Here is a 23,458-nt window from a genome sequence, read left to right as displayed (position 1 = left end):
TCATAGAGATTTTTCATTATATAGAATTTATATCTAATTCTTTTTTTAATTCATTAATTTCATCTATCATAAAATCTTTGAATATTTTATTGATGTTAGAAAATTGTAAATTTTTATTGTATACAAAATAAAATTTACGATTTAAATAAAGATTTTTTATATTCAATATTTTAACTTTATCTTTAAATGGAGATATATTTAACATTCTTTGAGATACAAAGCCAGTCCCAACTCCTTTTGTGATAAGTTCTAATATTGTGTTAGTATCATGTATTGTAGCTACACTATTAGAAATTACGTTTAAAGAGTTATTTCTTTTTAATTCATCTTCTACAATTTGTCTTGTACCCGAACCAATTTCTCTTAGTATAATTTTATCATTACTTAAATCTTCAATATCTATAACTGAATAGTTCTTTAGGTCAGGATAATTATCCTTATTTACAACATAAACAATATGATCATCCATAATTTGAGTATATATCAATTTAGGATTAGAAATCTTTAATCCTACAATACCAAAGTCAGTTTCTCCTACCAAAATACTGTCTATTACAGTTCTTGAATCATCATTACTAATATTAAAAGATATATCAGGAAATAAATTTGAAAATTTTTCAATCAAATTTGGTAAAATTATTTTTCTTGGAACGGAAGAAACACAAATATTTAAAGTTCCCTTTAAATTTTGAGAATATATGTCCAAATCCCTTATTATTTCATCATAAGAAGCTAAGATATTAAGCGCATGTTTATATACGATGCTACCCGCTTGTGTCAGTGTTACACTTCTTCTAGTTCTTACAAATAAAGAAGTATTTAGTTCAGATTCAAGAGCTTGTATATGATTAGTAACAGATGGTTGAGTTATATATAACACATCTGCTGTTTTTGTAAAAGATTTAGTTTTTACAATTGTAATAAAAGTTTCTAATTGTTTAAAGTCCATAAAATCCTCCATATTTATAATTAAGACAATAAAATGTAATTTTTATATATTTTTTAATATTATAACATTTTTTTAACAAAAAGTAAATATTAATAAAATATTATAAATTTAAATGAATTGTCTTTAATAACCTGGTAAATAGCGAAATAAGTTTGAAAATAAAAAATTTTAGAAAACGTGTTGACTTAAAATATAAAATATGATAATATATCATTGTTAGGGGGTAATAGAAATGTTTTCAAATGAGAATATAAAAAAAGTTGATCCAGCTATAGCTGAAGTGTTGGATAAAGAATTAGAAAGACAAAATAGCCATATTGAATTAATAGCTTCTGAAAACTGGGTAAATGATGCGATTTTAGAAGCAGCAGGAAGCATATTAACTAATAAATATGCTGAAGGATATCCTGGAAAAAGATATTATGGTGGTTGTGAAGTTGTAGATGAAGCAGAAAAATTAGCTATTGAAAGAGTTAAAGAACTTTATGGTTGTGAATATGCAAACGTTCAACCTCATTCAGGCTCTCAAGCTAACTTTGCTGCATTTTTTGCTATTTTAAAACCAGGCGATACTTATATGGGTATGAACTTAAACCATGGTGGACATTTAACACATGGAAACCCTATTAACTATTCAGGTAGTATATATCATCCAGTTCCATATGGAGTAGATGAAAATGGATTTATAGATTATGAGGAAGTTTTGAAAATTGCAAAAGAATGTAAACCTAAATTAATTTTGGCAGGTGCATCTGCTTATGCAAGAAAGATAGATTTTAAGAAATTTAGAGAAATTTGTGACGAAGTAGGTGCAGTATTAATGGTAGATATGGCTCATATTGCAGGTCTTGTTGCTGCAGGATTACATGAGTCACCAATTCCTTATGCTGATGTAGTTACATCTACAACTCATAAGACATTAAGGGGACCAAGAGGCGGACTTATTTTGTCCAATGCTGCTGCAAACGAAAAATTTAATTTTAATAGAGCAGTATTTCCTGGATCACAAGGTGGACCATTGCTACACATAATAGCTGCAAAGGCTATAGCTTTTAAACAAGCGTTAGAGCCTGAGTTTAAAGAATATCAAAAACAAGTTTTGAAAAATGCTCAAGCATTAGCAAAAGGATTAATGAATAGAGGAATTAAACTTGTATCTAATGGTACAGATAATCATTTAATGCTAGTTGATTTAAGAGATTATGATATGAGTGGTAAAGAACTTGAAAAGGCATTAGATTCCGTTCGTATTACTTGTAATAAAAATACTATTCCAAATGATCCAAGATCACCATTTGTTACAAGTGGTATAAGACTTGGAACTCCAGCAATTACTACTAGAGGATTTAAAGAAGAAGAAATGGATTTAATAGCTGAAGCAATTGCCGAAGTTATAAAGAATGGAGAAGAAGGTAAAGAAAAAGCATTGAAAATAGTTGAAGAATTAACTAAGAAAATTCCTTTAAAATAGTATTATTTAATATTTATAAAAAAAAAAAAGACGTCAGCACATTTTACTGACGTCTTTTTATGGAATTAATGATATTATCTTATTAATTATTAATTGTTCGAAATTAAAATTATTTTTTTCTAATTCTAAAATTTCTTTTGAAAGAGTAACTTCATCTGTTATTATTCCGTCTGCACCACTAGAGTATGCCTTTGTGATATCTTCATGAGTATTCGCAGTCCAGATATATACTCTTTTTCCATTTTTTTGAATTTTTCTTATCATTTCGTTCGTTACTATTTCTTTTTCTATGCAGAAAAAATCTACAAATTTCATGTTGTAAAAATTGCCATAACTAAAAGCTAAAATTAGTCCCGTTGGAATATTTGGCTCTATATCCTTGACTTCTTTTAATGCTTTAGGAGATAATGAAGAAACAATTACATCATAAGGTTTATCTTTGATTAATTTTGTAACTTCTTTAGCTAAATTCTTTTCATTATTCTTAAAAGGTTTTAATTCTATATTTAATTTTATCTTTCCTGAAGTTTTTTCAAGAACAGTTTGTAAATTAACAAAATTATATTCTTTAGAATTTTTTTTATCAATTATTTTATATTTTTTTAATTCTTCAAAAGTTAAATCTTCAATATTAACTTTTTTTCCAGTAAGTCTTTTCAAGTTATGGTCATGCGATAAAACAACTACATTGTCTTTGGTTAATACAACATCAATTTCTGCAAATTCTGCTTCGTTTTGTATAGCTTCATTTATAGATTCCAATGTGTTTTCAGCAGAATTTTTTGTGCTTCCTCTATGAGCCATAATATCCGGTTTTAAATTTCTAAAAGTATGATAAAATTTAATTTCTTCATTTGAGTTTCTGTATTTACTAAAAATTCCGGCAAAAATTAGAAATATTATTACAAGAGACATCTTTAGTTTAATTTTATTTGTAGGATAGACTATGTTACTAAATTCAACATTGGTTGAAGTTTTAAAATAAAATTTTGATAAATCATAAAAGGTAACAGTATTTGATAAAACATTTGTGAAAATTTTTAAAATTGTTGCTATAGATAAATAAGCTATTATTCCAATATTACTTAATGTTTTATTACTTGTTTGCATATAAAATATTAATATTATAACAAATAAGAAGATAAATTTTACTATTTGAATTAGTAAATTTTTTATTCCTATTATTAATAGTACTTTTATACTTTTGAAGATATTTTGTTTAATTCTCTTAAAACTTATTTTTATGCTTTCTATAAAATTTTTATTTTCTAAAAAAAATATATGGTAAACAAACAATAAAATTATTGAAAAAATTATTGCTAAAATAATTATGATAATAAATAAAACTATGCCTGTAGTCGAATTTAAAATATATTCAGTAATAAAATTGGGAATTTTAATTCCTTTATGAATTGATGTTGATATTGGTATGTTTATGGATACTAATATCAAAATTAAGTAATTTTGTATTTTTTTTATTTTAGATTTAACTAGTTTATATGAATTATTAAAAATCTCTAAAATAGAAACTTCATTTCCAAGTCTTATTTGATTTGTAGTAAATATAAACCCACTTACTTCAAATAATTTAACTATGGAAAATGAAAAAATAATTATTAAAATAGACCATATTTTTGTTGGAGATTTTGCAAAAATACTAGGACTTTCTATATAGAAAAAGCCAAATTTAGTTAATTTTAAAATATATGAAAAAAATTCTTTTGCAAAAGGCAATAAAATAACAATAAAAGCCAGTTGATATAATAAGTCAAAAATTAATAAATTTTTAAAGCTTTTTTTTCTTAACAGTTTAAGCATATTATCTCCTTTCTAAAAAATATATAGATAATGATAACATAAATTAGAAAAAATATAAAGAATTATAGCTTTAAATTTTAAGTTTGTCATTAATTTAATCAAAATTTAAATTACTTTATAGATAAAAAAACTCATTTGATTTTTAATAAAAATATTTTTTAAAGTCATATTGACAAAATACAATTTTCTTGCTATCATTTAGTTGTAAGTTAATTACGATTACTAAAATGAAATAAAATCTATGAGAGAAAGAGTATCTAGGGTTCCGAATTTTGTTGCTGGTCCGAGCGATACGAATACTTTTTAAGTATTACACCTAAGGGAGAAAAGCCCAGGAGGTAGGTTTCGCTTGAAGCCTACTTGCTGGGCTTATTTATTTCTTATGTTTAATTTTAGGAGGTATTTTATGGAAAAAATTTACACTGGAAAGACAAAAGATATTTACAAGAGCGAAGATGGAAATTACGTTTTAAAGTTTAAGGATGATGTTACAGGAGAAAATGGAGTTTTTGATCCTGGTGCTAACACTGTTGGTTTATCAATTGAAGGTGTAGGACACGAAGGATTAAAAATTACTAAATATTTCTTTGAAATATTAAAGGAAAAAGGAATTAGAACTCACTACATAGATTGTGACTTAAATGAAAATACTATGACTGTAAAGCCTTGTGAAGTTTTTGGTAAGGGATTAGAGGTAATTTGTAGGTTTAAAGCTGTAGGTAGTTTTATAAGAAGATATGGTTTATATGCAAAACCTAATGATGATTTAGATACTTATGTTGAAATTACATTAAAAGATGATGAAAGATGTGATCCTTTAATTACTAAGGATGCACTTGTTATGTTAAATATATTAACAGAAAAGGAATATAAAGACTTAGTAGCACTTACTAAAGAAATTTGTACTATTATTAGAGATGTTTTAAAAGAAAAAGGACTTACTTTATACGATATTAAGTTAGAATTTGGTAAAGTTGATGGAGAAGTTGTATTGATTGATGAAATATCTGGTGGAAATATGAGAGTGTACAATGGAGATAAAATTGTTGCACCAACTGATTTATATTCTTTTTTGGTTAAGTAATTGTACCCGGAAGAATATTTCCGGTTTTTTTTATATTAATAAAATTTTTTGGAGGTTATTATGAAGGTTGCTGTTATTATGGGCAGTATTTCTGATAAAGATATTGCTAAAAAAACTTGTGATATTTTAAAAAAATTTGGGATAAAATATGATGCTAGAGTTATCTCTGCTCACCGTTCTTTAGATTTTGCTATCGATTTTGTTAATAAAATGGAAGAAAATAATATTGAATTAATTATTGCATTTGCCGGAAAGGCTGCACACCTAGCAGGAGTTTTAGCTGGGATTTCGACTGTACCTGTTATAGGAGTACCTGTTAAAGCTTCAACTCTTGACGGATTGGACGCATTACTTTCAACTGTTCAAATGCCTAAAGGGGTGCCTGTTGCAACTGTTGCTATTGATGGAGCGGAGAATGCTGGTATTTTAGCAACACAAATTCTTTCAATAAAATATGATGAATTAAAAGTTAAACTTAAAGAATATAAGCTTGAAATGAAAGAACAAGTAAAAAAAATGGATAATGATTTAGATATATAAATGGAGGATATTTTAATGGCATTAACATATGAATCTGCTGGAGTAAATAAACATGAAGGATATAATGAAGTAAATTTAATAAAAAAATTTATTAAAAACACATATACAAAAGGGGTTCTTTCTGATTTAGGCGGTTTTTCAGGACTTTTTGAACTTGGAAAAGAATTTAAAAATCCTGTTTTGGTTTCCGGAACTGATGGAGTTGGAACGAAAGTAAAATTAGCTCAAATGATGGATGTTCATAATACAGTTGGAATAGATTGTGTTGCAATGTGTGTTAATGATATTTTATGTCAAGGTGCTAAACCTTTATTCTTCTTAGATTATATTGCTACCGGAAAACTTGTTGCAGAAAAAATGGCAAGTATTGTTGAAGGTGTTGCAGAAGGATGTATTCAATCAGGAAGTGCTTTAATTGGCGGAGAAACTGCTGAGATGCCAGGAATATATAAAGAAGAAGATTATGATATTGCAGGTTTCTGTGTAGGTGTTGTCGAAAAAGATAAAATAATTGATGGTAAGAAAAATGTAAAAAAAGGAAATGTTATTTTAGCATTACCATCTTCAGGGGTTCATAGTAACGGTTTTTCTTTAGTCAGAAAGATAATTTTTGATTGTAAACACTTTTCATTAAACGATATGATAGAAACAGGAAAAACTTTAGGGGAAGAACTTTTGACTCCAACTAAAATTTATGCGAAATCAATAGTTAATTTGTTAGAAAAATTTAAGGTAAATGGTCTTTGTCATATAACAGGTGGAGGAATTTATGAAAATGTACCAAGAGTTTTAGGTGATGATGTTGATGCTAAAATTATAGAAAAAAATATTCCTCAAAAAGAAATTTTTTCACTTCTTCAAAGATGGGGAGAAATTTCAAAAGAAGAAATGTATGGCACTTTTAATATGGGAATAGGAATGTTAATTTTTGTGGAAAGAGAAGATGTTGAAGGAATAAAAGGCTTATTTAAAGAAATGAATGAGGAAATTTACGAAGTTGGAGAAGTTGTAGAAGGAAATTCTAAAGTAATTTTATGTTAGTAAATTTTGGAGGAATTATGGATAAGAGAATTTTTGTTAAGAAGAGAGATGGATATAATAAAGAAGCTTTAGATCTTAAAGACAATTTAAATATAGAATATAATTTAGGAATAAAAGATTTAGAACTTTATATTATATATGACATTTACAATATCAATGAAAAAACATATGAATTAGCTAAAAATTCAGTTTTCTCAGAAATAATGATTGATGAAGTAATTGAGGACATAATACTTCAAGATGGAAGATATTTTGCTTATGAAACATTACCAGCACAGTATGATCAAAGAGCTGATAGTGCTGTTCAATGTGTATCTCTTTTAGATAATAATTCAAAAATTACTGTAAGAAGCGGAAAACTTATAATTTTTGATAGAGTTTTAAATCAAGATGAAATGGATAAAGTAAAAAAATATTTGGTTAATCCTATTGAATCAAGAGTTAAAGATATGAATGCTTTGAGTTTTTCAATGAGTTCAGAAATGAAAAAAATGAAAGACTTAAAAGGCTTTTCTTTCTTTTCAAAAGATGAATTAATTGATTTAAAAAATGAAATGTCTCTAGCGATGAATATTGAGGATTTAATTTTCATTCAAGATTATTTCAAAAATGAAGGAAGAATACCTACTGAAACTGAAATCTACGTTTTAGACTGTTATTGGAGTGATCATTGTAGACATACAACTTTTGAAACTGTGTTAGATGATATTAAAATTGAATCTGAGCTTTTCCAAAAAGAAATGCAAAGTGCTTTTGATATTTATTTAAATGTTAGAAAAGAATTAAATATTACTAAGCCTATAACTCTAATGGATATGGCAAGTATATTTGGGAAATATCACAAAAGAGTATTAAATGATAAGAATATAGAGGTTAGTGAAGAAATTAATGCTTGTTCATTTTTTACTGATATTGAAAATAATGGAAAAATAGAAAAATGGTTAATTCAATTTAAAAACGAAACACATAATCACCCTACAGAGATTGAACCTTTTGGTGGAGCGAGTACTTGTGTTGGTGGAGCAATTAGAGATCCATTGTCCGGAAGAAGTTATGTTTATCAAGCAATGAGAGTAACAGGTTGTGGAAATATTTTACAAAAAAGAGAAGAAACTTTGAAGCATAAATTACCTCAAGTTGATATTTCTACAAAAGCTACAAGCGGCTACTCATCTTATGGTAATCAAATTGGACTTGCAACAACTTATGTAAAGGAACTCTATGATGACTCTTATGTTGCTAAACATATGGAAGTTGGAGCGGTTGTTGGAGCAGTCAAATACGGAGATTTCAAAAGAGAAACTCCTGTTAAAGATGATATTGTAATCTTAATTGGAGGAAGAACAGGTAGAGACGGTATTCAAGGAGCAAGCGGTTCAAGTTTAATTCATACAAATGATTCTCTTGAAACAGCATCAAGTCAAGTGCAAAAAGGAAATGCCATTGAAGAGAGAAAAATTCAAAGATTATTTAGAAAACCTGAAGTTACAAAATTGATTAAGAAATGTAATGATTTTGGTGCTGGTGGTGTTTGTGTTGCAATCGGAGAATTATCTGATGGAATTGAAATTCATTTAGATAAAGTTTTATTGAAATATGAAGGGTTAAATCCAACAGAAATTGCCACAAGTGAGTCACAAGAACGTATGGCAGTTGTAATTTCACCAAGTGATTATGAAATTTTTATAAAAGAATGTGAAAAAGAAAATATAGAATATTCTAAAGTAGCAACTATAACTGACAGAAGAAGACTTGAGATGTATTATTATGATGATAAGGTTATGGATTTAAGTGCAGACTTTTTGGCAACAAGTGGAGTAAGACAACATTCAAAAGCAACACTATGCGATAATGATGGTATCAATCCTTTTGAAAATAAGATTGTTTCTAAAGAAAATGTATTAAATGAATTATCTTCATTAAATGTGGCTTGCCAAAAAGGAATTGCTCAAAGATTTGATGCTTCAATAGGTGCAACTACTGTATTAATGCCTTTCTCAGGTAAAAATCAATTAACTCCGGTACAAGCTGGTATTCAGGCATTACCTACAATTCACTCAACTAGTGATACAGCTACAATTTTGAGCTATGGATTTATTCCAAAGATATCTCATTACTCTCCATTCTTATCATCTATTTATGCTGTTTTAGAATCTGTTGCCAAAGTTTATGCTGTTGGTGGAGATAAAAGTAATTTATATTTTTCATTCCAAGAATATTTTGAAAAACTTGGAAAAGACAGTAAAAAATGGGGAAAAGTTACCCAAAGTTTACTCGGAACTATTTATGCTCAAAATGAGATAGGTTGTCCAAGTATCGGAGGAAAAGATAGTATGTCAGGAACATTTAATGACTTAAATGTCGTTGAAACTTTGATATCTTTTGCATGTACTCCTGTTAAAATTAAGAATGTAATTTCTCCGGAATTAAAAACAATTGGAAATTATATATATTATATTCCCATTGTAAAAAATTCGAAAGGATATCCTGAAATTAAGGAAACATTAAAAAGTTATGAACTGATAAATGAATTTATAAAATCAGGTAAAATTTTATCTGCATATGTTCAAGAAGAAGGTAGTATAGTAAGTTCTCTAGTAAAAATGGCAGTTGGAAATGGTTTAGGTTTTACAGTCAATAGGGAAAATATTTTAAATTTTGATCCTTCATCAATTGTTGTAGAATCAAATTGTGAATTACCTTTTGAAAAAATTGGAATGGTTAGTGAAGAAATTTCGATAAATGGAATTAAATTTGATTATGATGAAATATATAATGCATATACAAAAACATTAAATAAAATTTATCCTTTATATCAAAATTTAAATTGTGAAAATTGTGAAAATTTATCTAATTATAAAACTGGAAAAAAATATTACAAAGAATATATTGAAAATGTAAATGTCTTAATTCCTGTATTTCCTGGAACTAATTGTGAATATGACATAGAAAAAGCATTTATTGATGCAGGAGCTACAACAAAAACTATTATTTTTAGAAATAAAAAAGAAGACGATATCGAAAAGTCAATTGAAGAATTAGTAAATGGAATAAAAGATGCTCATATTATTATGATACCAGGAGGATTTTCTAGTGGAGATGAGCCTGATGGAAGTGCAAAGTTCATAGTAAATGTTTTGAAAAATGAAAAAGTTAAAGAGGCAATTCACAAACATTTAGATGATAAAAAATTAATTTTAGGTATTTGTAATGGATTCCAAGCGTTAATTAAGTCAGGACTGATACCTTATGGAAGAATAAAGTCCTTAACTGAAGATGACTTGACACTATACAGAAATGACAGTTATCATCATATTTCAACAAGTGCTATAACTCGTGTTGCAAATTTAAATTCTCCTTGGACTCAAGATTTTGAAATTGGACAATTGCATGAAATTATGTTTAGTCATGGTGAAGGAAAACTTGTTGGAAACAATATTGAGAAATTTAAGGATTTATGTGCTTTTCAATATTGCGATTTTGAAGGTAATGCAAGTAGCAATGGAAAGTTTAATCCTAATGGTTCACTATATGCAATCGAAGGTATGATAAGTGAAGACGGATTGATTTTAGGGAAAATGGGACATAGTGAACGTTATGGAACAAATTTGTATAAAAACAAAACTATAACAGGAATTCAAAATATATTTAGAAATGGTGTAAATTATTTTAAAGGAGAAAAATAATATGAAACTTTTATATGAAGGCAAGGCAAAACAATTATTTCAATGTGAAAATAATGAAGAAATATATATTCATTATAAAAATAGTGCAACTGCATTTAACGGAGAAAAAAAGGAGGAATTTGATAAAAAAGGTATTTTAAATAATACAATCACCTCATTCATTTTTGAGTACTTAGAAAGAAATGGAATAGAAACTCATTTTATTAAAAAAGTGAATGATACCGATCAAATCTGTAAACATGTTAAAATTATTCCTTTAGAAGTTATTACTAGAAATATAGTAGCGGGTTCTATGGCTAAAAGATATGGTTTAGAAGAAGGTATGAAATTAAAAAAGCCAATTTTTGAACTGAGCTATAAAAATGATGAACTCAATGATCCTCTAATAAATGATGAGCATGCAATAGCTTTAGGAATTGTTTCAGAAGAAGAACTTTCTTTTATAAAAAAAGAAACTGAAAAAATCAATGAGCTTTTAAAAGTATTTTTTTTGAAAGCTGGATTAATTTTAGTTGATTTTAAAATTGAGTTTGGAAAAACAAGTGGCGGTAAAATAATTTTGTCAGATGAAATTTCTCCTGATACTTGCAGATTATGGGACGTAAAAACAGAAAATAAACTTGACAAAGATCGTTTTCGTAGAAACTTAGGTTCGGTTATGGATGCATATGAAGAAGTTTTAAGGAGAATAACAAGTGCGTGGAATTAATGAAGAATGCGGAGTTTTTGGTGTCTGGAATCATAAGGAAGCTTCGAAGTTAACATATTTTGGGCTTCATAGTTTACAACATCGAGGTCAAGAAGGTGCAGGTATCATAAGTTCAGATGGAGAAACTTTATATAGTTATAGAAATCTAGGATTAGTTTCTGAAGTTTTTAAAGATAAAGAAATTCTCTATAATTTAGTTGGAAGTTCTGCAATAGGACATGTAAGGTATGCAACTGCAGGAGATAATAGTGTTAGAAATGTTCAACCATTTTTATTTGACTTTTATGATATGAGTATTGGTATTTGTCATAATGGAAATTTAGTAAATGCTAAAACTTTAAGATTGGAATTAGAAAAAAATGGAGCTATTTTTCATTCTTCTTCAGATACTGAAGTTTTAATTCACTTAATCAGAAGAAGTAAAAAAGAAACTTTTGAAGAAAAATTAAAAGAGAGTTTAGGTAAAATTAAAGGAGGATTTACTTATTTGATTTTAACTAAAGATACTTTATATGGAGCTGTTGATCCTAATTCTCTGAGACCGCTAGTTATTGGAAAAACAGAAAATGACACCTATGTTATGGCAAGTGAAACTTGTGCTATAGATAATATAGGAGTTGAATTTCTTTGCAATGTAAAAGCTGGTCAATTGGCTATAATCGATAAAGATGGTCTTAAAATTGAAAATTATACTACTCCTGAAAGGATTTCTATTGCTGCTATGGAATATGTTTATTTTGCAAGACCAGATTCGAATATTGCGGGAGTAAATGTTCATACTGCAAGAAAAAACACAGGCAGAGCTCTTGCAAGAGAATGTCCTGCGGATGCAGATATAGTAGTTGGTGTACCTAATTCTTCGCTTTCTGCAGCAAGTGGATTTGCAGAAGAAAGTGGCCTACCTTATGAAATGGGATTGATTAAAAATCAATATATTGCAAGAACTTTTATTCAACCTACTCAGGAACTTAGAGAGCAAGGTGTAAGAATGAAATTATCTGCGGTAAAAGGGGTTGTTAAAGGAAAAAGAGTTGTTATGGTTGATGATTCAATTGTTAGAGGTACAACATGTAAAAGAATTGTTAAACTTTTAAAAGATGCAGGAGCATCTGAAGTTCATGTTAGAATTGCATCTCCTCCTTTTGCGTTTCCTAGCTTTTACGGAATTGATATTTCTACTTCAGGAGAACTTATTGCAGCCAATAAGACATTGGAAGAAATAAAAGAAATAATAGAAGCAGATTCATTAGGATATTTGAGTGAACAAGGACTTGTAGATTCAATAGGTCTTAAATTTGATGCTCCATATAACGGATTATGTATGGATTGTTTTAATGGAGACTATCCAGCTGGATTGTATGATTATGAAGAGGATTTTAATAATTCTTTAACTGATATTCAAAGAAGAATTTTAGAAAGAAAAAATAAATAATATTAGGAAAGGTAAATTATGTTGAATATAGCTGTTTTTATTTCTGGTGGAGGAACAAATTTACAAGCCATAATTGATGCTGTTAAAGAAAATAAAATTAATGGAAAGATTAAATTGGTTTTTTCAAACAGAAAAAATGCTTATGGACTTATGAGAGCACAAAATGAAAATATCGATACATTTTATTTGAATAGAAAGAAATTTTTTTGTAATGAAGAATATGATGAAAGAATACTTGAAGAGCTAGAAAGAAAAAATATTGATTTGATTGTACTTGCGGGTTATTTGAATATTTTATCTTCAAAATTTGTTTCGAAGTATTCTAATAGAATTATAAATATTCACCCATCTTTAATTCCTTCTTTTTGTGGAGACGGGTTTTATGGAGAAAATGTTCATAAGTCAGTTATAAAATCTGGTGTCAAATTCACCGGAGCCACAACACATTTTGTTGATGAAAAAGTAGATACCGGAGCCATAATCTTGCAAGATGTTGTTCCTGTTTATATAAATGATGACTTTGAAACTGTTGCTAAAAGAGTTTTAGAAATAGAACATGAAATATTGGTGAAGACAGTAAAGGCATTTTGTAATAATAAGATTGTTTTTAAAGATAATAGAGCATTCATAGTGGAGGAATAAGATGTCAAAAAGAGTGTTAATAAGTGTTTTTGAAAAAGAAAATATTGTTGAATTTGCAAGTGAACTTGTAAAATTAGGATGGGAAATTATTTCAACCGGTGGAACTTATAAAATTTTAAAGGAAAGTGGACTTAATGTTATTGAAGTTGATGAAGTAACTAATTTTAAGGAAATTTTAAATGGTCGTGTTAAGACTTTACATCCTTATATTCATGGTGGAATTTTATATAAACGTAATGAACAAAATCATGTTGAAACAGTTGAAAATCTTGGTATTTCTTCAATAGATATGGTTGTAAACAACTTATATCCTTTTGAAAAAGTTTTAAATAGTGATAATAAAACACATGAAGATTTAATTGAGAATATTGATATAGGTGGACCTTCTATGATTAGAGCAGCAGCTAAAAACTATAATGATGTATCTATTGTTGTTGATCCTAAAGATTATTCTGAGATTATTGAAAGATTGAAGGAAGGTAAATTGGATAAAGATTTTAGATTGTATCTATCTTGTAAGGCTTTTAATTATACTGCATATTATGATGCATTGATTTCATCTTATTTCAATGATTTATTAAATATTGATTTTCCTGAAAAACTAACAATGACTTATAAAAAAGTTAATAATTTAAGATATGGAGAAAATCCTCATCAAAATGCTTCTTTTTATGAAAAAGTTTATATTAAGGATGATGAAAAAACGGATTTTAAGCAATTACACGGAAAAGAATTGTCATATAATAATTTAACTGATATGTACTCAGCTATTAAAATTGTGAAAGAATTTGATGAACCTTGTGTAGTTGCAGTTAAACATAATAATCCTTGTGGACTTGCAATTTCAGATTATATTGATGATGCTTATGATAAGGCTTATGCTTGTGATTCAGTTTCAATTTTCGGGGGAATTATAGCTCTAAATAGAGAAGTGACAAAATATATAGCAGAAAAGATAAATAGTTTTTTTGTAGAAATTGTAATTGCAAATAAATTTTCTAAAGAAGCCATTGAAATTTTAACTCAAAAGAAAAATATTAGATTAATTGAAGTAGGAAATATTTCAGATTTTAAACTTCCAAAAACAACAGTAAAAGAAGTTTTAAATGGTATTGTTGTTCAAGACTACGATAATATTTTATTTAAAGAAGATTTAAAAGTTGTTACAAAGAGAAAACCAACAGAAGAAGAGTTTAAAAATTTAATTTTCGGTTTTAAAGCTTGTAAAACAGTATGTTCAAATGGAATTGTAATTGTAAAAAATAATGCTACTATTGGAATAGGACAAGGAGAAGTTAGACGTTCTTGGGCAGTTGAAGAAGGATTAGAAAGAGCAAAAGAAAATTTAAAAGATGCAGTTTTAGCATCAGATGCATTTTTCTTCGAAGATACTGTCGAACTATTAAAAGAAAATGGAATTAAAGCAGTAATTCAACCGGGAGGTTCTATAAAGGATGAGAACGTAATAAAATTATGTGATGAATATGGGATAGCGATGGTATTTACATCTACAAGACATTTTAGACATTAGGAGGAAGTTATGAAAGTTTTAGTTATTGGTAATGGTGGAAGAGAAGACGCTATTTGTAAAAAAATATCTGAAAGTAATAAATGTACTGAACTCTTTTGTTCAAAGGGTAATGCAGGAACTCTTAGATATGCTAAAAATGTCGAATTGAATAGTAACGAAGAAATTTTTGAGTTTTCAAAGAACAATAATATTGATTTAGTAGTTATAGGACCAGAAGCTCCGCTTTGTGAAGGTATTGTTGATTTTTTTAAGGGTAGTAATATACGAGTTTTTGGAGCGGACAAAAAAAGTGCAAGACTTGAGGGTAGTAAAGACTTCGCAAAAGAATTTATGAAAAAATATGATGTTCCAACTGCAAAATATGAAACTATAAAATCGATAGAAGAAGGAAAAAAAGCTATTGAAAATTTTTCGTATCCAATAGTTATAAAGGCTGATGGACTTTGTGCAGGAAAAGGTGTTAGAATTTGTAATACCGAAGAAGACGTTTCAGAATATTTTAAAGAACTTTTTGAAGATAAAATTTTTGGAAAAGAAGGGACTACAGTTGTTATTGAAGAATTTTTAAAAGGAAAAGAAGCTTCTTTACTTTGTTTTGTGTCTAAAGGAAATTTAATTCCTATGGAAAGTGCAAGAGACTATAAGAGAATTTTTGATAATGATGAAGGTGAAAATACAGGAGGCGTAGGCTGTTATTCGCCAAGTGAGTTATTTAATGAAGAATTAAAATTACAAATTGAAAAAATTTTAGATAAAATTTCAAATGGATTAAAAAAAGAGAATTTAGAATATTCTGGCGTGCTTTTTATTGGATTTATGATAGATGAAGATGCTAAAGTATTAGAATTTAATGTAAGATTTGGAGATCCTGAAACGGAAGTAGTTTTACCTAGAATGGAAAGTGATTTACTCTTAGCTATAGAAAAATCTTTAGATGGTAGTTTAGAAAGAGAAGATTTAAAGTGGAAAAAAGAAAAATGCCTAACAGTTATTTTAACTTCCAGAGGTTACCCTAAAAATTATGAAAAAGGAAAAGAAATAACAGGCATAGATTCTGTTGATAAGGATATCTATATTTATCATAATAATACTAAGATTAATGGAAATAAAATATTGACAGATGGAGGTAGAGTTTTATCTATTACAGCACTTGGTAACAGCTATGATGAAATCAGAGAAAAAGTTTATAGAAATATTGAAAAAATATCATTTGAAACAAAACAATATAGAAAAGATATTGGAAAAATGTAATATTCTATAAATCTAAGTGAAGTGTATGTAATTTTTTACATAAAAACTTTACATATATTTTTTTGTGTGATATAATATATCAGTAAATCCTTGCTCAATAAAAAGAGCCAGAGACCATAAGGAGGTGAATATAATGAGAAAATATGAAGGGGTTTTTATTTTTAAACCAAATCTAGAGGATGAAGTAAGAAATCAAGCTTTTGATAAGATTAAATCTGCTATAGAAGCTAATGGTAGTATTACTGAAATTAATGAATGGGGAAATAGAAAACTTGCTTATGAAATTAACTACATTAAAGAAGGATATTATATCATAGTTAATTTTGAAGCAGCAGCTGAAGTAGTTGCAGAAGTAGAAAGAAGATCAAGAATATCTGATGCTATCATTAGATATATGGTTGTTAAGCAAGAAGCTTAGTGGAGGAACTTTATGAATAGTGTAATTTTAATAGGTAGATTAATCAAGGATCCCGAATTAAGATATACTCAGACATCTAGTAGTAGTTATGCTAGATTTACCATTGCAGTAGATAAGGGAATGTCTAAAGAAAAAAAACAAGAATTAGAAGCTAAAGGTCAACAAACAGCTGATTTTATAAATATAGTTGTTTGGGGCAAACAAGCTGAAAATTGCCAAAAATATTTGCAAAAAGGTAGAAATGTAGCAATTCAAGGAAGACTTCAATCTGGAAGTTATACTGCTCAAGATGGAACTAGAAGATTTGTCACAGAAGTTTGGGCTGAAAGAGTTCAGTTTATTGACTGGGGTGATAGAGCTCAAAAACCTGCTGCAACACAAGGATTTGGTTCATTTGATACAGGAATGGATGACGGATTTGATTTACCTTTTCAAGATGCATCAGATGAAGAAATTCCATTTTAATTTTTAAAGGAGATAACAATATGCAAAGAAAATTTAGACCAAGAAAAAAAGTTGTTGCATATTTCTCAGATAACAGTAAACCACTTGATTATAAAGATGTAAATACTCTAAAAAAATTTATTAGTGAAAGAGGTAAGATTTTACCAAGAAGAGTGACTGGTGCTACTGCTAAACAACAAAGAGAAATCACAGCAGCTATTAAAAAAGCTAGACAAGTTGCATTATTACCATATAGTGCAGAATAGTTTGTAACTAACGGGAGAGAAATCTCCCTTTTTTAGTTTGATAATAGCTTTTTAAATTATTAGGAGATAGTATGAATACTAAAAAAAGAAATTTATTTATTTTTGCTGGATTATTATGGCTATTTGCTGGAATAATGGTTATGAATGTTGGAATACCATTTTTAATAAATGATGATAAAATGTTTATATTTGGGTTTCTAGGTGCAATAGCAATATTTTTAATATTTTATATAATGATATTTTCTAAATATGTACATAAACATAAAAATAGGATTTTAAATGATAAAAGAGAACAAATGAAAATTTGGGAGTTTTTTGATAAATCAAGTTATATTTTAATGTTTTTTATGATGACTTTTGGAATAGCATTAAGATTTAGTGGATTTTTACCGAATTTTTTCTTTGAATTTTTCTATTCTGGATTAGGATTCGCATTATCTTTAAGTGGAGTTTCATTTTTGATATTAGCATTTAAATATTATAATTTTTAAATATTCATTTTTAACTGAGTGTAATATATGGTATTAATATTAACAATTTGCTTAGTTATTAGCGAAACAATCGCAAAATCAAGTAGTTTTTGATTGTTTCCTTTTTTATATAATGTAATTTTGATTTTATAAAATTATACTAATATTTACTAAAATTTTAATTAAATTCCTGTTATAAAAAATTTTTTAGACATAATATTCCAGATTAAGTATATTAATAAATAGTATGTTATAATTTTATTTGTATAACATTATTTCTAAAATATTAAATGTTAATTTAAATTTTGAATAAAATATTGATAATTTAATAGTTTTATGATACAATTTATTATGAATATATTTGAGTAGATTATATTTTTTCTTTTACAAATATTATAACTAAAAATATTATTATTAAGGTAAAAAAATGAGAATTATATCGGGTGAAAAGAGAGGATTAAAATTATTATCGCCTATAGATTATAGAGTAAGACCAACTACTGATAAAATTAAGGAGTCTATTTTTAATATTCTATCAGAAATAGATGAAAATTCAATAGTTTTAGATTTATTTTGTGGTAGTGGTGCTATTGGCATAGAATTTATTAGTAGAGGAGCCAAAAAAGTATATTTTTGTGATTTTTCAAATGATAGTATTAAAGTTACTAAAAAAAATATAGAAAGTACTAATTTTGTAGAAAAATCAGTTATTATAAAAAATGATTATATGGAATGTTTAAAATATTTTTTCAAAAATAACTTAAAATTTGATTATATTTTCCTAGATCCTCCATATAAAAATAATTATATTGAAAATACATTGGAATTTATATGGGATAATAATATTTTAAATGAAAATGGAATAATTATATTAGAGACGGATAAAAACATAATAATAAAAAATTTTATTCCAATAAAAGAAAAAAAATACTCTAAGATAAGAGTAATATTTCTAGAAAGGAAATAATATAAATGAAAGTAGTTTTTCCGGGTAGTTTAGATCCTTTAACTATTGGACATAAAAAAATTATTTTAAAAGCCTTAGATATTTTTGGCTCTATAAATGTTGTAATTTTAAATAATATAAATAAAAAACCTCTTTTATCACTTGAAGAAAGAAAAGATGTTATCTCAAATGTATTTATGGAATATACAAATGTTAGTGTTGATGTTTATTGCGGGTTATTGAGCGATTATATTATGCATAATGATGTCAATATTATTGTAAGGGGTGTTAGAAACACTTTAGATTTTGAATCTGAGAAGATTAATGCTAAAGTAAATCAAGAGCTTTGTGGGGTGCAAACAATTTTATTCTTTTCTGAATCTTCAGAAGAACATATTAGTTCAAGTGTTGTTAAAGATATATTCTTTAATGGTGGAAATATTGAACCATATGTAGATAAGATTGTTTTAGATATATTAAATAAAAAATTTAGGAGGAATGGATAATGGAAATTTTAGAATTAATTGATCGTATTGAAGATTTGGTGGAAGAAAGTTCAAGTTTACCTTTTTCAAAGAAAGTTATGGTTGATTCAGAGGCTTTGTTTTTCATTTTAAAAGAAATGAGAGAAAATATTCCTGAAGAAATTAAACAAGCAGAATGGGTTAATGTTGAAAAAGATAGGATTTTAAATGATGCTACAAAAGATGCAAATCAAATTTTAGAACAAGCAAATAAAGAAGCATCTAATATAAAAACAGCTGCTGAATTAAAATGTCAACAAATGATTAACGAAAGTGATGTTGTTGTAGCTGCCGAAAGTAAAGCAAATGATATTTTATTAAATGCCGAACAAAATGCAAAAACTATTAAAATGCAAACTAATACTTATGTTGATGATGTTTTATCTAAAACTCAAGAGAAATTAAGAGATATAATAACAGTTTTAGATAATAACAGAAGTGAAATTAGAAAATAAATTGGAGAAATAATGAATAAAGTTACTGAAAATTTAATTTTAGATATTGAAGATATTAGAAATTTATTTGGAAATTTAGATTCTAATATAGATTTTATTTCTAAAAAATTTGACGTTTCTATAAAAAATAGTGATGAAGGTTTATCTATAACTGGAGAAGAAAAAATGGTTTTATTATGTATTAGGACCATTGAGTTTTTAGTTAAAGATAAATCATCGGAAAGTATGGATAAGCAAAAAATTTCTTATGTAATTGAGAAAGTAAAAAGTGAAAATAAGGAAATTCTAAAAGATTGGTTAGATTATGTTATATGTATAAATGCAAAGTTAAAACCTATTAAGCCTAAAACTTTAGGTCAAAGGAAATATATATCTGCAATAGAAGAGAACATAATTACTTTTGGTATAGGCCCAGCAGGAACTGGAAAAACTTTTTTAGCTATTGCAATGGCTGCTAAAGCTTTAAAGAATAATTCTGTATCAAAAATTATTTTAACAAGACCGGCAGTTGAAGCTGGGGAAAATTTAGGATTTTTACCTGGCGATTTACAAGAAAAAATTGATCCATATTTAAGACCTTTGTATGACTCATTGTATAATATTTTAGGATATGATAATTTTCTTAGACTAAAAGAAAAAGGTATTATTGAAGTGGCACCCTTGGCTTATATGAGAGGAAGAACATTGGATGATGCATTTATAATTCTTGATGAAGCTCAAAACGCTACGAATGAACAAATGAAGATGTTTTTAACCAGAATAGGATTTGAGTCTAAGGCTGTTATTACTGGGGATATTACTCAGATTGACTTAGGAAGAAGAAAAAATTCAGGTCTTGTTTCAGTAAGTAAAATCTTGAATAATATTAATGGAATAAATTTTAATTATTTTGATAGTTCTGATGTTGTAAGACATAGTATTGTTATGAAAATAATTGATGCTTATACTAAATATGAAGATAATTTAGTGGAGAAAAAATAATGAATGTTCTTTTTGATAATAGACAAGATGCTTTTGATGTGTCTGAAAATCTCAAAGAAAAAATAGTTGAATGTATTGAAACAGCTTTAAAAGTTGAAAAAATTGAAATGAATAACATTGAAGTTTCTATATCATTTGTTACAAATGAAGAAATAAAAAATATAAATCTTGAGTTTAGGAATATTGATAAAGAAACGGATGTGCTTTCTTTTCCGATGGATTTTGAATTTTCAGAAGAAGGAATGCCTTATATTTTAGGAGATATTATTATTTCCACAGAAAAATCTATAGAACAAGCAAAAATGTTTGGTCATAGTATTGATAGAGAGATATTATATCTAGTTTGTCATTCGGTCTTTCATTTACTTGGGTATGACCACATTGAAGAATCAGACAAATTAGTTATGAGAAATAAGGAAAAAGAGACTATGAAATTGATGGAAGTTTTTAAAAATGAAGAAGAATTCTAATTTTTTTGAAAGTTTTCTTTGTGCTTTCAGAGGAATAATATATATTTTTAAAACAGAGAGGAATTTTAGATTTCATATTGTATTTTCTTTGTTAGTATTGTTGAGTTCTTTAACTTTAAATTTATCTTATGTTGAATTATCTGTAATATTGATTATGATAGCAGTTGTTTTGACTTTAGAAATTATTAATACTATCATTGAAAATATTATGGATTTTTTATGTAAAAATTATAATTTTAAGGTTAAAATTATAAAGGATATGGCATCAGGAGCAGTTTTAGTTTCAGCTTTTATTTCTGTAATAGTTGGTTATTTAATATTTGTTCCAAAAATATTAGTTATAATTGGTGGTTAAATGAATATTTATGAAAAAATGATAGATTGTGCTTTAGATAGTCAAAAAAAAGCTTATACACCATATTCAAATTTTAAAGTAGGAGCTTGTGTATTAACTGATTCAGGTAAATTATATGGAGGATGTAATATAGAAAATGCATCGTATACCCCTACAGTTTGTGCAGAAAGAGTAGCTATATTTAAAGCAATATATGATGGAGAGAAAATGATTACAAAAATAGCAGTTGTTGGGAAAGAAAATTCTTTAACATATCCTTGTGGAGTCTGTAGACAAGTTATAAGAGAATTTTGTTCTAATGATTGTGAGATAATTATAATAAAAAATGAACAAGAATATAAGATAGTAAAATTTTCAGAAATTTTACCTTATAGTTTTGGACCAGAGGATTTGTAATATGGATGATATAAAATCAGGATTTGTTACAATTGTTGGTAGATCAAATGTTGGTAAATCAACATTATTAAATAGAATAATTGGAGAGAAAATTTCGATTATATCTAACAAACCACAAACTACTAGGTCTAATTTAAAATTAATATATAATTCTTTAGATTCTCAAATTATATTTCTGGATACTCCCGGTATTCAAAATCCAAAAAATAAATTGGGAGAATTTATGCTTAAAGAAGCTAGAAGTTCTCTTAAGGATGTAGATTTAATTCTATATATGGTTGATGTTAATTTTGAAATAGGAGAATTGGATAATTTAATAATAGATATGCTAAAGAAGATAAATCTTCCAAAATTATGTATTATTAATAAAATAGATACATTAAATGTTGACGAGATTTCTAAACTTTTTTCAAAATATGAAGATATGAATTTGTTTGAAAAAATTATTCCAATATCCGCTTATGAAGGAACTAATGTATATAATTTAATAGATAGTATAAAATCATATTTACCCTATGGTCCTAAATATTATTCAGATGACATGATTACTGACCAATCTGAAAGAGAAATAGTAAGTGAGATAATAAGAGAAAAAGCTCTTAATTTCTTAAGAGATGAAATTCCTCATGGGATTAATATATTAATTGAAAAATTTTCTATAAGAAAAAATAAACCTATTATTGATATTGACGCAATAATTTGTGTTGAGAAAAAATCTCACAAAGGTATGGTAATTGGTAAAAATGGAGATATGATATTAAAAATTGGAAAGTCTGCTAGGTTAGATATAGAAAAGTTTTTAGATTCAAAAGTTAATTTAAAACTTTTTGTTAAAATAGATGACGATTGGAGAAACAAATCATTTAAGGTGAAAGAATTTGGATATTTTAGAAAATAGTATTTATGGTAATATAAATGGCTTCGTTATTTCAGAAAATACCTATTTAAATAATGCTAAAATATTTAGAGTATATACTGATGAGTTTGGACTTATTTCAATTTATACAAAAAATATTGAAATGTATTTATCTATGTACTCTAATTATAGTTTTAAATTAAATTACAGAAACGAATTTTTCTATTGTAATGAATATGAGTTGTTAGAATTTATTTCTTTTAAATCTAAGGAACATATATTATTTTTGAACATTCTTTCAGAAATTATTTTAAAGACTACTGTATCTGAATTTAAAAATACAGAAGTTTATAATCTAATAAAAGAGGTGTTAATAACTAAGCAAATAGATTATAAAATAATATTAAGTTATTTTATTCTTAAATATTTGATTTTTAATGGATATCATATATTATTTGATTGCGATAAAAATATAAAAAATTACAATTTTGATATTTCAGAATTAATTATAAATTCAAGTCTAAAATATAATTATAAGTACAATTATATAATTGATGAAAATGAATATAATTATATTTATTTTCTTTATAATTCTAAAAAATTAGAAAATATTGTTTTAAATAATATTAACATGAATTTTTCAAGAATTCTTGGAATATTAATAAATGCATTATGCTTAAATTTTAACATATATCAATTGAAAAGTTTTAACATAAGGTGATA

General features: G+C 26.7%; 25 protein-coding genes. 23 read left to right on the top strand and 2 right to left on the bottom strand.

The window, feature by feature from the left end; translation table 11 throughout:
* Positions 1-16: 16 nt before the first annotated feature.
* The gene (locus tag RWJ08_RS01120) at positions 17-949 is read right to left on the bottom strand and encodes a selenium metabolism-associated LysR family transcriptional regulator (RefSeq protein WP_313960795.1); all 933 of its coding nucleotides are present in this window, start codon (positions 947-949) and stop codon (positions 17-19) included.
* Between the two features lie 232 nt (positions 950-1,181).
* On the opposite strand from RWJ08_RS01120, the gene glyA reads away from it, so the two are divergent.
* A complete protein-coding gene (gene glyA, locus RWJ08_RS01115) occupies positions 1,182-2,420 on the top strand; it encodes a serine hydroxymethyltransferase (RefSeq protein ID WP_313960794.1) in 1,239 nt (412 codons plus the stop codon).
* Between the two features lie 57 nt (positions 2,421-2,477).
* Here glyA and RWJ08_RS01110 read toward each other — a convergent pair whose 3' ends face one another.
* A complete protein-coding gene (locus tag RWJ08_RS01110) occupies positions 2,478-4,238 on the bottom strand; it encodes a glycerophosphodiester phosphodiesterase (protein WP_313960793.1) in 1,761 nt (586 codons plus the stop codon).
* A 406-nt stretch (positions 4,239-4,644) separates the two neighbouring features.
* On the opposite strand from RWJ08_RS01110, the gene RWJ08_RS01105 reads away from it, so the two are divergent.
* The 22 genes from RWJ08_RS01105 to RWJ08_RS01000 all read left to right on the top strand — a co-directional run bounded on the left by RWJ08_RS01105 (position 4,645) and on the right by RWJ08_RS01000 (position 23,456).
* The gene (locus RWJ08_RS01105) at positions 4,645-5,322 is read left to right on the top strand and encodes a phosphoribosylaminoimidazolesuccinocarboxamide synthase (RefSeq protein ID WP_313960792.1); all 678 of its coding nucleotides are present in this window, start codon (positions 4,645-4,647) and stop codon (positions 5,320-5,322) included.
* A 60-nt stretch (positions 5,323-5,382) separates the two neighbouring features.
* Positions 5,383-5,862, top strand: coding sequence for a 5-(carboxyamino)imidazole ribonucleotide mutase (gene purE / locus RWJ08_RS01100; protein ID WP_009372825.1), 480 nt, complete (start codon positions 5,383-5,385; stop codon positions 5,860-5,862).
* A gap of 15 nt (positions 5,863-5,877) precedes the next feature.
* Complete coding sequence (gene purM, locus RWJ08_RS01095; protein ID WP_313960791.1) at positions 5,878-6,903, top strand: phosphoribosylformylglycinamidine cyclo-ligase; 1,026 nt, start codon at positions 5,878-5,880, stop codon at positions 6,901-6,903.
* Between the two features lie 17 nt (positions 6,904-6,920).
* Positions 6,921-10,589 carry a phosphoribosylformylglycinamidine synthase gene (locus RWJ08_RS01090; RefSeq protein ID WP_313960790.1) on the top strand — a complete coding sequence of 1,223 codons (3,669 nt, stop codon included), beginning with the start codon at positions 6,921-6,923 and terminating at the stop codon, positions 10,587-10,589.
* Position 10,590: 1 nt separating this feature from the next.
* The gene (gene purC / locus RWJ08_RS01085; protein ID WP_313960789.1) at positions 10,591-11,298 is read left to right on the top strand and encodes a phosphoribosylaminoimidazolesuccinocarboxamide synthase; all 708 of its coding nucleotides are present in this window, start codon (positions 10,591-10,593) and stop codon (positions 11,296-11,298) included.
* The gene (purF, locus tag RWJ08_RS01080) at positions 11,285-12,730 is read left to right on the top strand and encodes an amidophosphoribosyltransferase (RefSeq protein ID WP_313960788.1); all 1,446 of its coding nucleotides are present in this window, start codon (positions 11,285-11,287) and stop codon (positions 12,728-12,730) included. The genes purC and purF overlap by 14 nt, the downstream gene beginning before the upstream one ends.
* 18 nt (positions 12,731-12,748) lie before the next feature.
* Positions 12,749-13,372, top strand: coding sequence for a phosphoribosylglycinamide formyltransferase (purN, locus tag RWJ08_RS01075; RefSeq protein ID WP_313960787.1), 624 nt, complete (start codon positions 12,749-12,751; stop codon positions 13,370-13,372).
* A gap of 1 nt (position 13,373) precedes the next feature.
* Positions 13,374-14,903, top strand: a complete 1,530-nt coding sequence (gene purH / locus RWJ08_RS01070; RefSeq protein WP_313960786.1) for a bifunctional phosphoribosylaminoimidazolecarboxamide formyltransferase/IMP cyclohydrolase — start codon at positions 13,374-13,376, stop codon at positions 14,901-14,903.
* A gap of 9 nt (positions 14,904-14,912) precedes the next feature.
* Positions 14,913-16,154 carry a phosphoribosylamine--glycine ligase gene (gene purD / locus RWJ08_RS01065; protein ID WP_293440881.1) on the top strand — a complete coding sequence of 414 codons (1,242 nt, stop codon included), beginning with the start codon at positions 14,913-14,915 and terminating at the stop codon, positions 16,152-16,154.
* 133 nt (positions 16,155-16,287) lie between these two features.
* Entirely contained in the window at positions 16,288-16,572 is a 285-nt protein-coding gene (rpsF, locus tag RWJ08_RS01060; protein WP_009372299.1) for a 30S ribosomal protein S6, read from the top strand.
* Positions 16,573-16,584: 12 nt separating this feature from the next.
* On the top strand, positions 16,585-17,037 hold the full coding sequence (locus RWJ08_RS01055; protein ID WP_009372453.1) for a single-stranded DNA-binding protein: 453 nt from the start codon (positions 16,585-16,587) through the stop codon (positions 17,035-17,037).
* 20 nt (positions 17,038-17,057) lie between these two features.
* Complete coding sequence (gene rpsR / locus RWJ08_RS01050; protein WP_004833472.1) at positions 17,058-17,282, top strand: 30S ribosomal protein S18; 225 nt, start codon at positions 17,058-17,060, stop codon at positions 17,280-17,282.
* Positions 17,283-17,353: 71 nt separating this feature from the next.
* Entirely contained in the window at positions 17,354-17,773 is a 420-nt protein-coding gene (locus tag RWJ08_RS01045) for a hypothetical protein (RefSeq protein WP_313960785.1), read from the top strand.
* A gap of 406 nt (positions 17,774-18,179) precedes the next feature.
* A complete protein-coding gene (gene rsmD, locus RWJ08_RS01040; RefSeq protein ID WP_293440871.1) occupies positions 18,180-18,719 on the top strand; it encodes a 16S rRNA (guanine(966)-N(2))-methyltransferase RsmD in 540 nt (179 codons plus the stop codon).
* A 5-nt stretch (positions 18,720-18,724) separates the two neighbouring features.
* Positions 18,725-19,204, top strand: a complete 480-nt coding sequence (gene coaD, locus RWJ08_RS01035) for a pantetheine-phosphate adenylyltransferase (RefSeq protein WP_293440869.1) — start codon at positions 18,725-18,727, stop codon at positions 19,202-19,204.
* Positions 19,204-19,677: a hypothetical protein gene (locus tag RWJ08_RS01030; RefSeq protein ID WP_009354249.1), complete on the top strand. Its 474-nt coding sequence runs from the start codon at positions 19,204-19,206 to the stop codon at positions 19,675-19,677. The genes coaD and RWJ08_RS01030 overlap by 1 nt, the downstream gene beginning before the upstream one ends.
* 12 nt (positions 19,678-19,689) lie before the next feature.
* Positions 19,690-20,658 (top strand): PhoH family protein, encoded by a 969-nt coding sequence (locus RWJ08_RS01025; RefSeq protein ID WP_293440865.1) that lies wholly within the window; start codon positions 19,690-19,692, stop codon positions 20,656-20,658.
* On the top strand, positions 20,658-21,128 hold the full coding sequence (ybeY, locus tag RWJ08_RS01020) for an rRNA maturation RNase YbeY (RefSeq protein WP_009372721.1): 471 nt from the start codon (positions 20,658-20,660) through the stop codon (positions 21,126-21,128). Before RWJ08_RS01025 ends, ybeY begins: the two co-directional genes overlap by 1 nt.
* Positions 21,112-21,483 carry a diacylglycerol kinase gene (locus tag RWJ08_RS01015; protein WP_293440860.1) on the top strand — a complete coding sequence of 124 codons (372 nt, stop codon included), beginning with the start codon at positions 21,112-21,114 and terminating at the stop codon, positions 21,481-21,483. The genes ybeY and RWJ08_RS01015 overlap by 17 nt, the downstream gene beginning before the upstream one ends.
* A complete protein-coding gene (cdd, locus tag RWJ08_RS01010) occupies positions 21,484-21,879 on the top strand; it encodes a cytidine deaminase (RefSeq protein WP_009372513.1) in 396 nt (131 codons plus the stop codon).
* Between the two features lies 1 nt (position 21,880).
* A complete protein-coding gene (era, locus tag RWJ08_RS01005; protein WP_313960784.1) occupies positions 21,881-22,777 on the top strand; it encodes a GTPase Era in 897 nt (298 codons plus the stop codon).
* Positions 22,758-23,456 carry a DNA recombination protein RecO gene (locus RWJ08_RS01000; protein WP_313960783.1) on the top strand — a complete coding sequence of 233 codons (699 nt, stop codon included), beginning with the start codon at positions 22,758-22,760 and terminating at the stop codon, positions 23,454-23,456. The genes era and RWJ08_RS01000 overlap by 20 nt, the downstream gene beginning before the upstream one ends.
* The last annotated feature ends 2 nt before the right edge of the window (positions 23,457-23,458 follow it).

The organism is uncultured Parvimonas sp. (assembly GCF_963524015.1).
Taxonomy (GTDB): domain Bacteria; phylum Bacillota; class Clostridia; order Tissierellales; family Peptoniphilaceae; genus Parvimonas.
This window is presented reverse-complemented; position numbering and strand designations above follow the sequence as displayed.

Coding starts and splice junctions, on each gene's coding strand:
- purN (WP_313960787.1), top strand. CDS start 12,749: ATGTTGAATATAGCTGTTTTTATTTCTGGTGGAGGAACAAATTTACAA.
- RWJ08_RS01045 (WP_313960785.1), top strand. CDS start 17,354: ATGAATACTAAAAAAAGAAATTTATTTATTTTTGCTGGATTATTATGG.
- era (WP_313960784.1), top strand. CDS start 21,881: ATGGATGATATAAAATCAGGATTTGTTACAATTGTTGGTAGATCAAAT.
- RWJ08_RS01105 (WP_313960792.1), top strand. CDS start 4,645: ATGGAAAAAATTTACACTGGAAAGACAAAAGATATTTACAAGAGCGAA.
- RWJ08_RS01025 (WP_293440865.1), top strand. CDS start 19,690: ATGAATAAAGTTACTGAAAATTTAATTTTAGATATTGAAGATATTAGA.
- ybeY (WP_009372721.1), top strand. CDS start 20,658: ATGAATGTTCTTTTTGATAATAGACAAGATGCTTTTGATGTGTCTGAA.
- rsmD (WP_293440871.1), top strand. CDS start 18,180: ATGAGAATTATATCGGGTGAAAAGAGAGGATTAAAATTATTATCGCCT.
- purH (WP_313960786.1), top strand. CDS start 13,374: ATGTCAAAAAGAGTGTTAATAAGTGTTTTTGAAAAAGAAAATATTGTT.
- RWJ08_RS01120 (WP_313960795.1), bottom strand. CDS start 949: ATGGACTTTAAACAATTAGAAACTTTTATTACAATTGTAAAAACTAAA.
- RWJ08_RS01055 (WP_009372453.1), top strand. CDS start 16,585: ATGAATAGTGTAATTTTAATAGGTAGATTAATCAAGGATCCCGAATTA.
- RWJ08_RS01015 (WP_293440860.1), top strand. CDS start 21,112: ATGAAGAAGAATTCTAATTTTTTTGAAAGTTTTCTTTGTGCTTTCAGA.
- rpsF (WP_009372299.1), top strand. CDS start 16,288: ATGAGAAAATATGAAGGGGTTTTTATTTTTAAACCAAATCTAGAGGAT.
- glyA (WP_313960794.1), top strand. CDS start 1,182: ATGTTTTCAAATGAGAATATAAAAAAAGTTGATCCAGCTATAGCTGAA.
- RWJ08_RS01090 (WP_313960790.1), top strand. CDS start 6,921: ATGGATAAGAGAATTTTTGTTAAGAAGAGAGATGGATATAATAAAGAA.
- purM (WP_313960791.1), top strand. CDS start 5,878: ATGGCATTAACATATGAATCTGCTGGAGTAAATAAACATGAAGGATAT.
- purE (WP_009372825.1), top strand. CDS start 5,383: ATGAAGGTTGCTGTTATTATGGGCAGTATTTCTGATAAAGATATTGCT.
- purC (WP_313960789.1), top strand. CDS start 10,591: ATGAAACTTTTATATGAAGGCAAGGCAAAACAATTATTTCAATGTGAA.
- RWJ08_RS01110 (WP_313960793.1), bottom strand. CDS start 4,238: ATGCTTAAACTGTTAAGAAAAAAAAGCTTTAAAAATTTATTAATTTTT.
- RWJ08_RS01030 (WP_009354249.1), top strand. CDS start 19,204: ATGGAAATTTTAGAATTAATTGATCGTATTGAAGATTTGGTGGAAGAA.
- coaD (WP_293440869.1), top strand. CDS start 18,725: ATGAAAGTAGTTTTTCCGGGTAGTTTAGATCCTTTAACTATTGGACAT.
- rpsR (WP_004833472.1), top strand. CDS start 17,058: ATGCAAAGAAAATTTAGACCAAGAAAAAAAGTTGTTGCATATTTCTCA.
- cdd (WP_009372513.1), top strand. CDS start 21,484: ATGAATATTTATGAAAAAATGATAGATTGTGCTTTAGATAGTCAAAAA.
- purD (WP_293440881.1), top strand. CDS start 14,913: ATGAAAGTTTTAGTTATTGGTAATGGTGGAAGAGAAGACGCTATTTGT.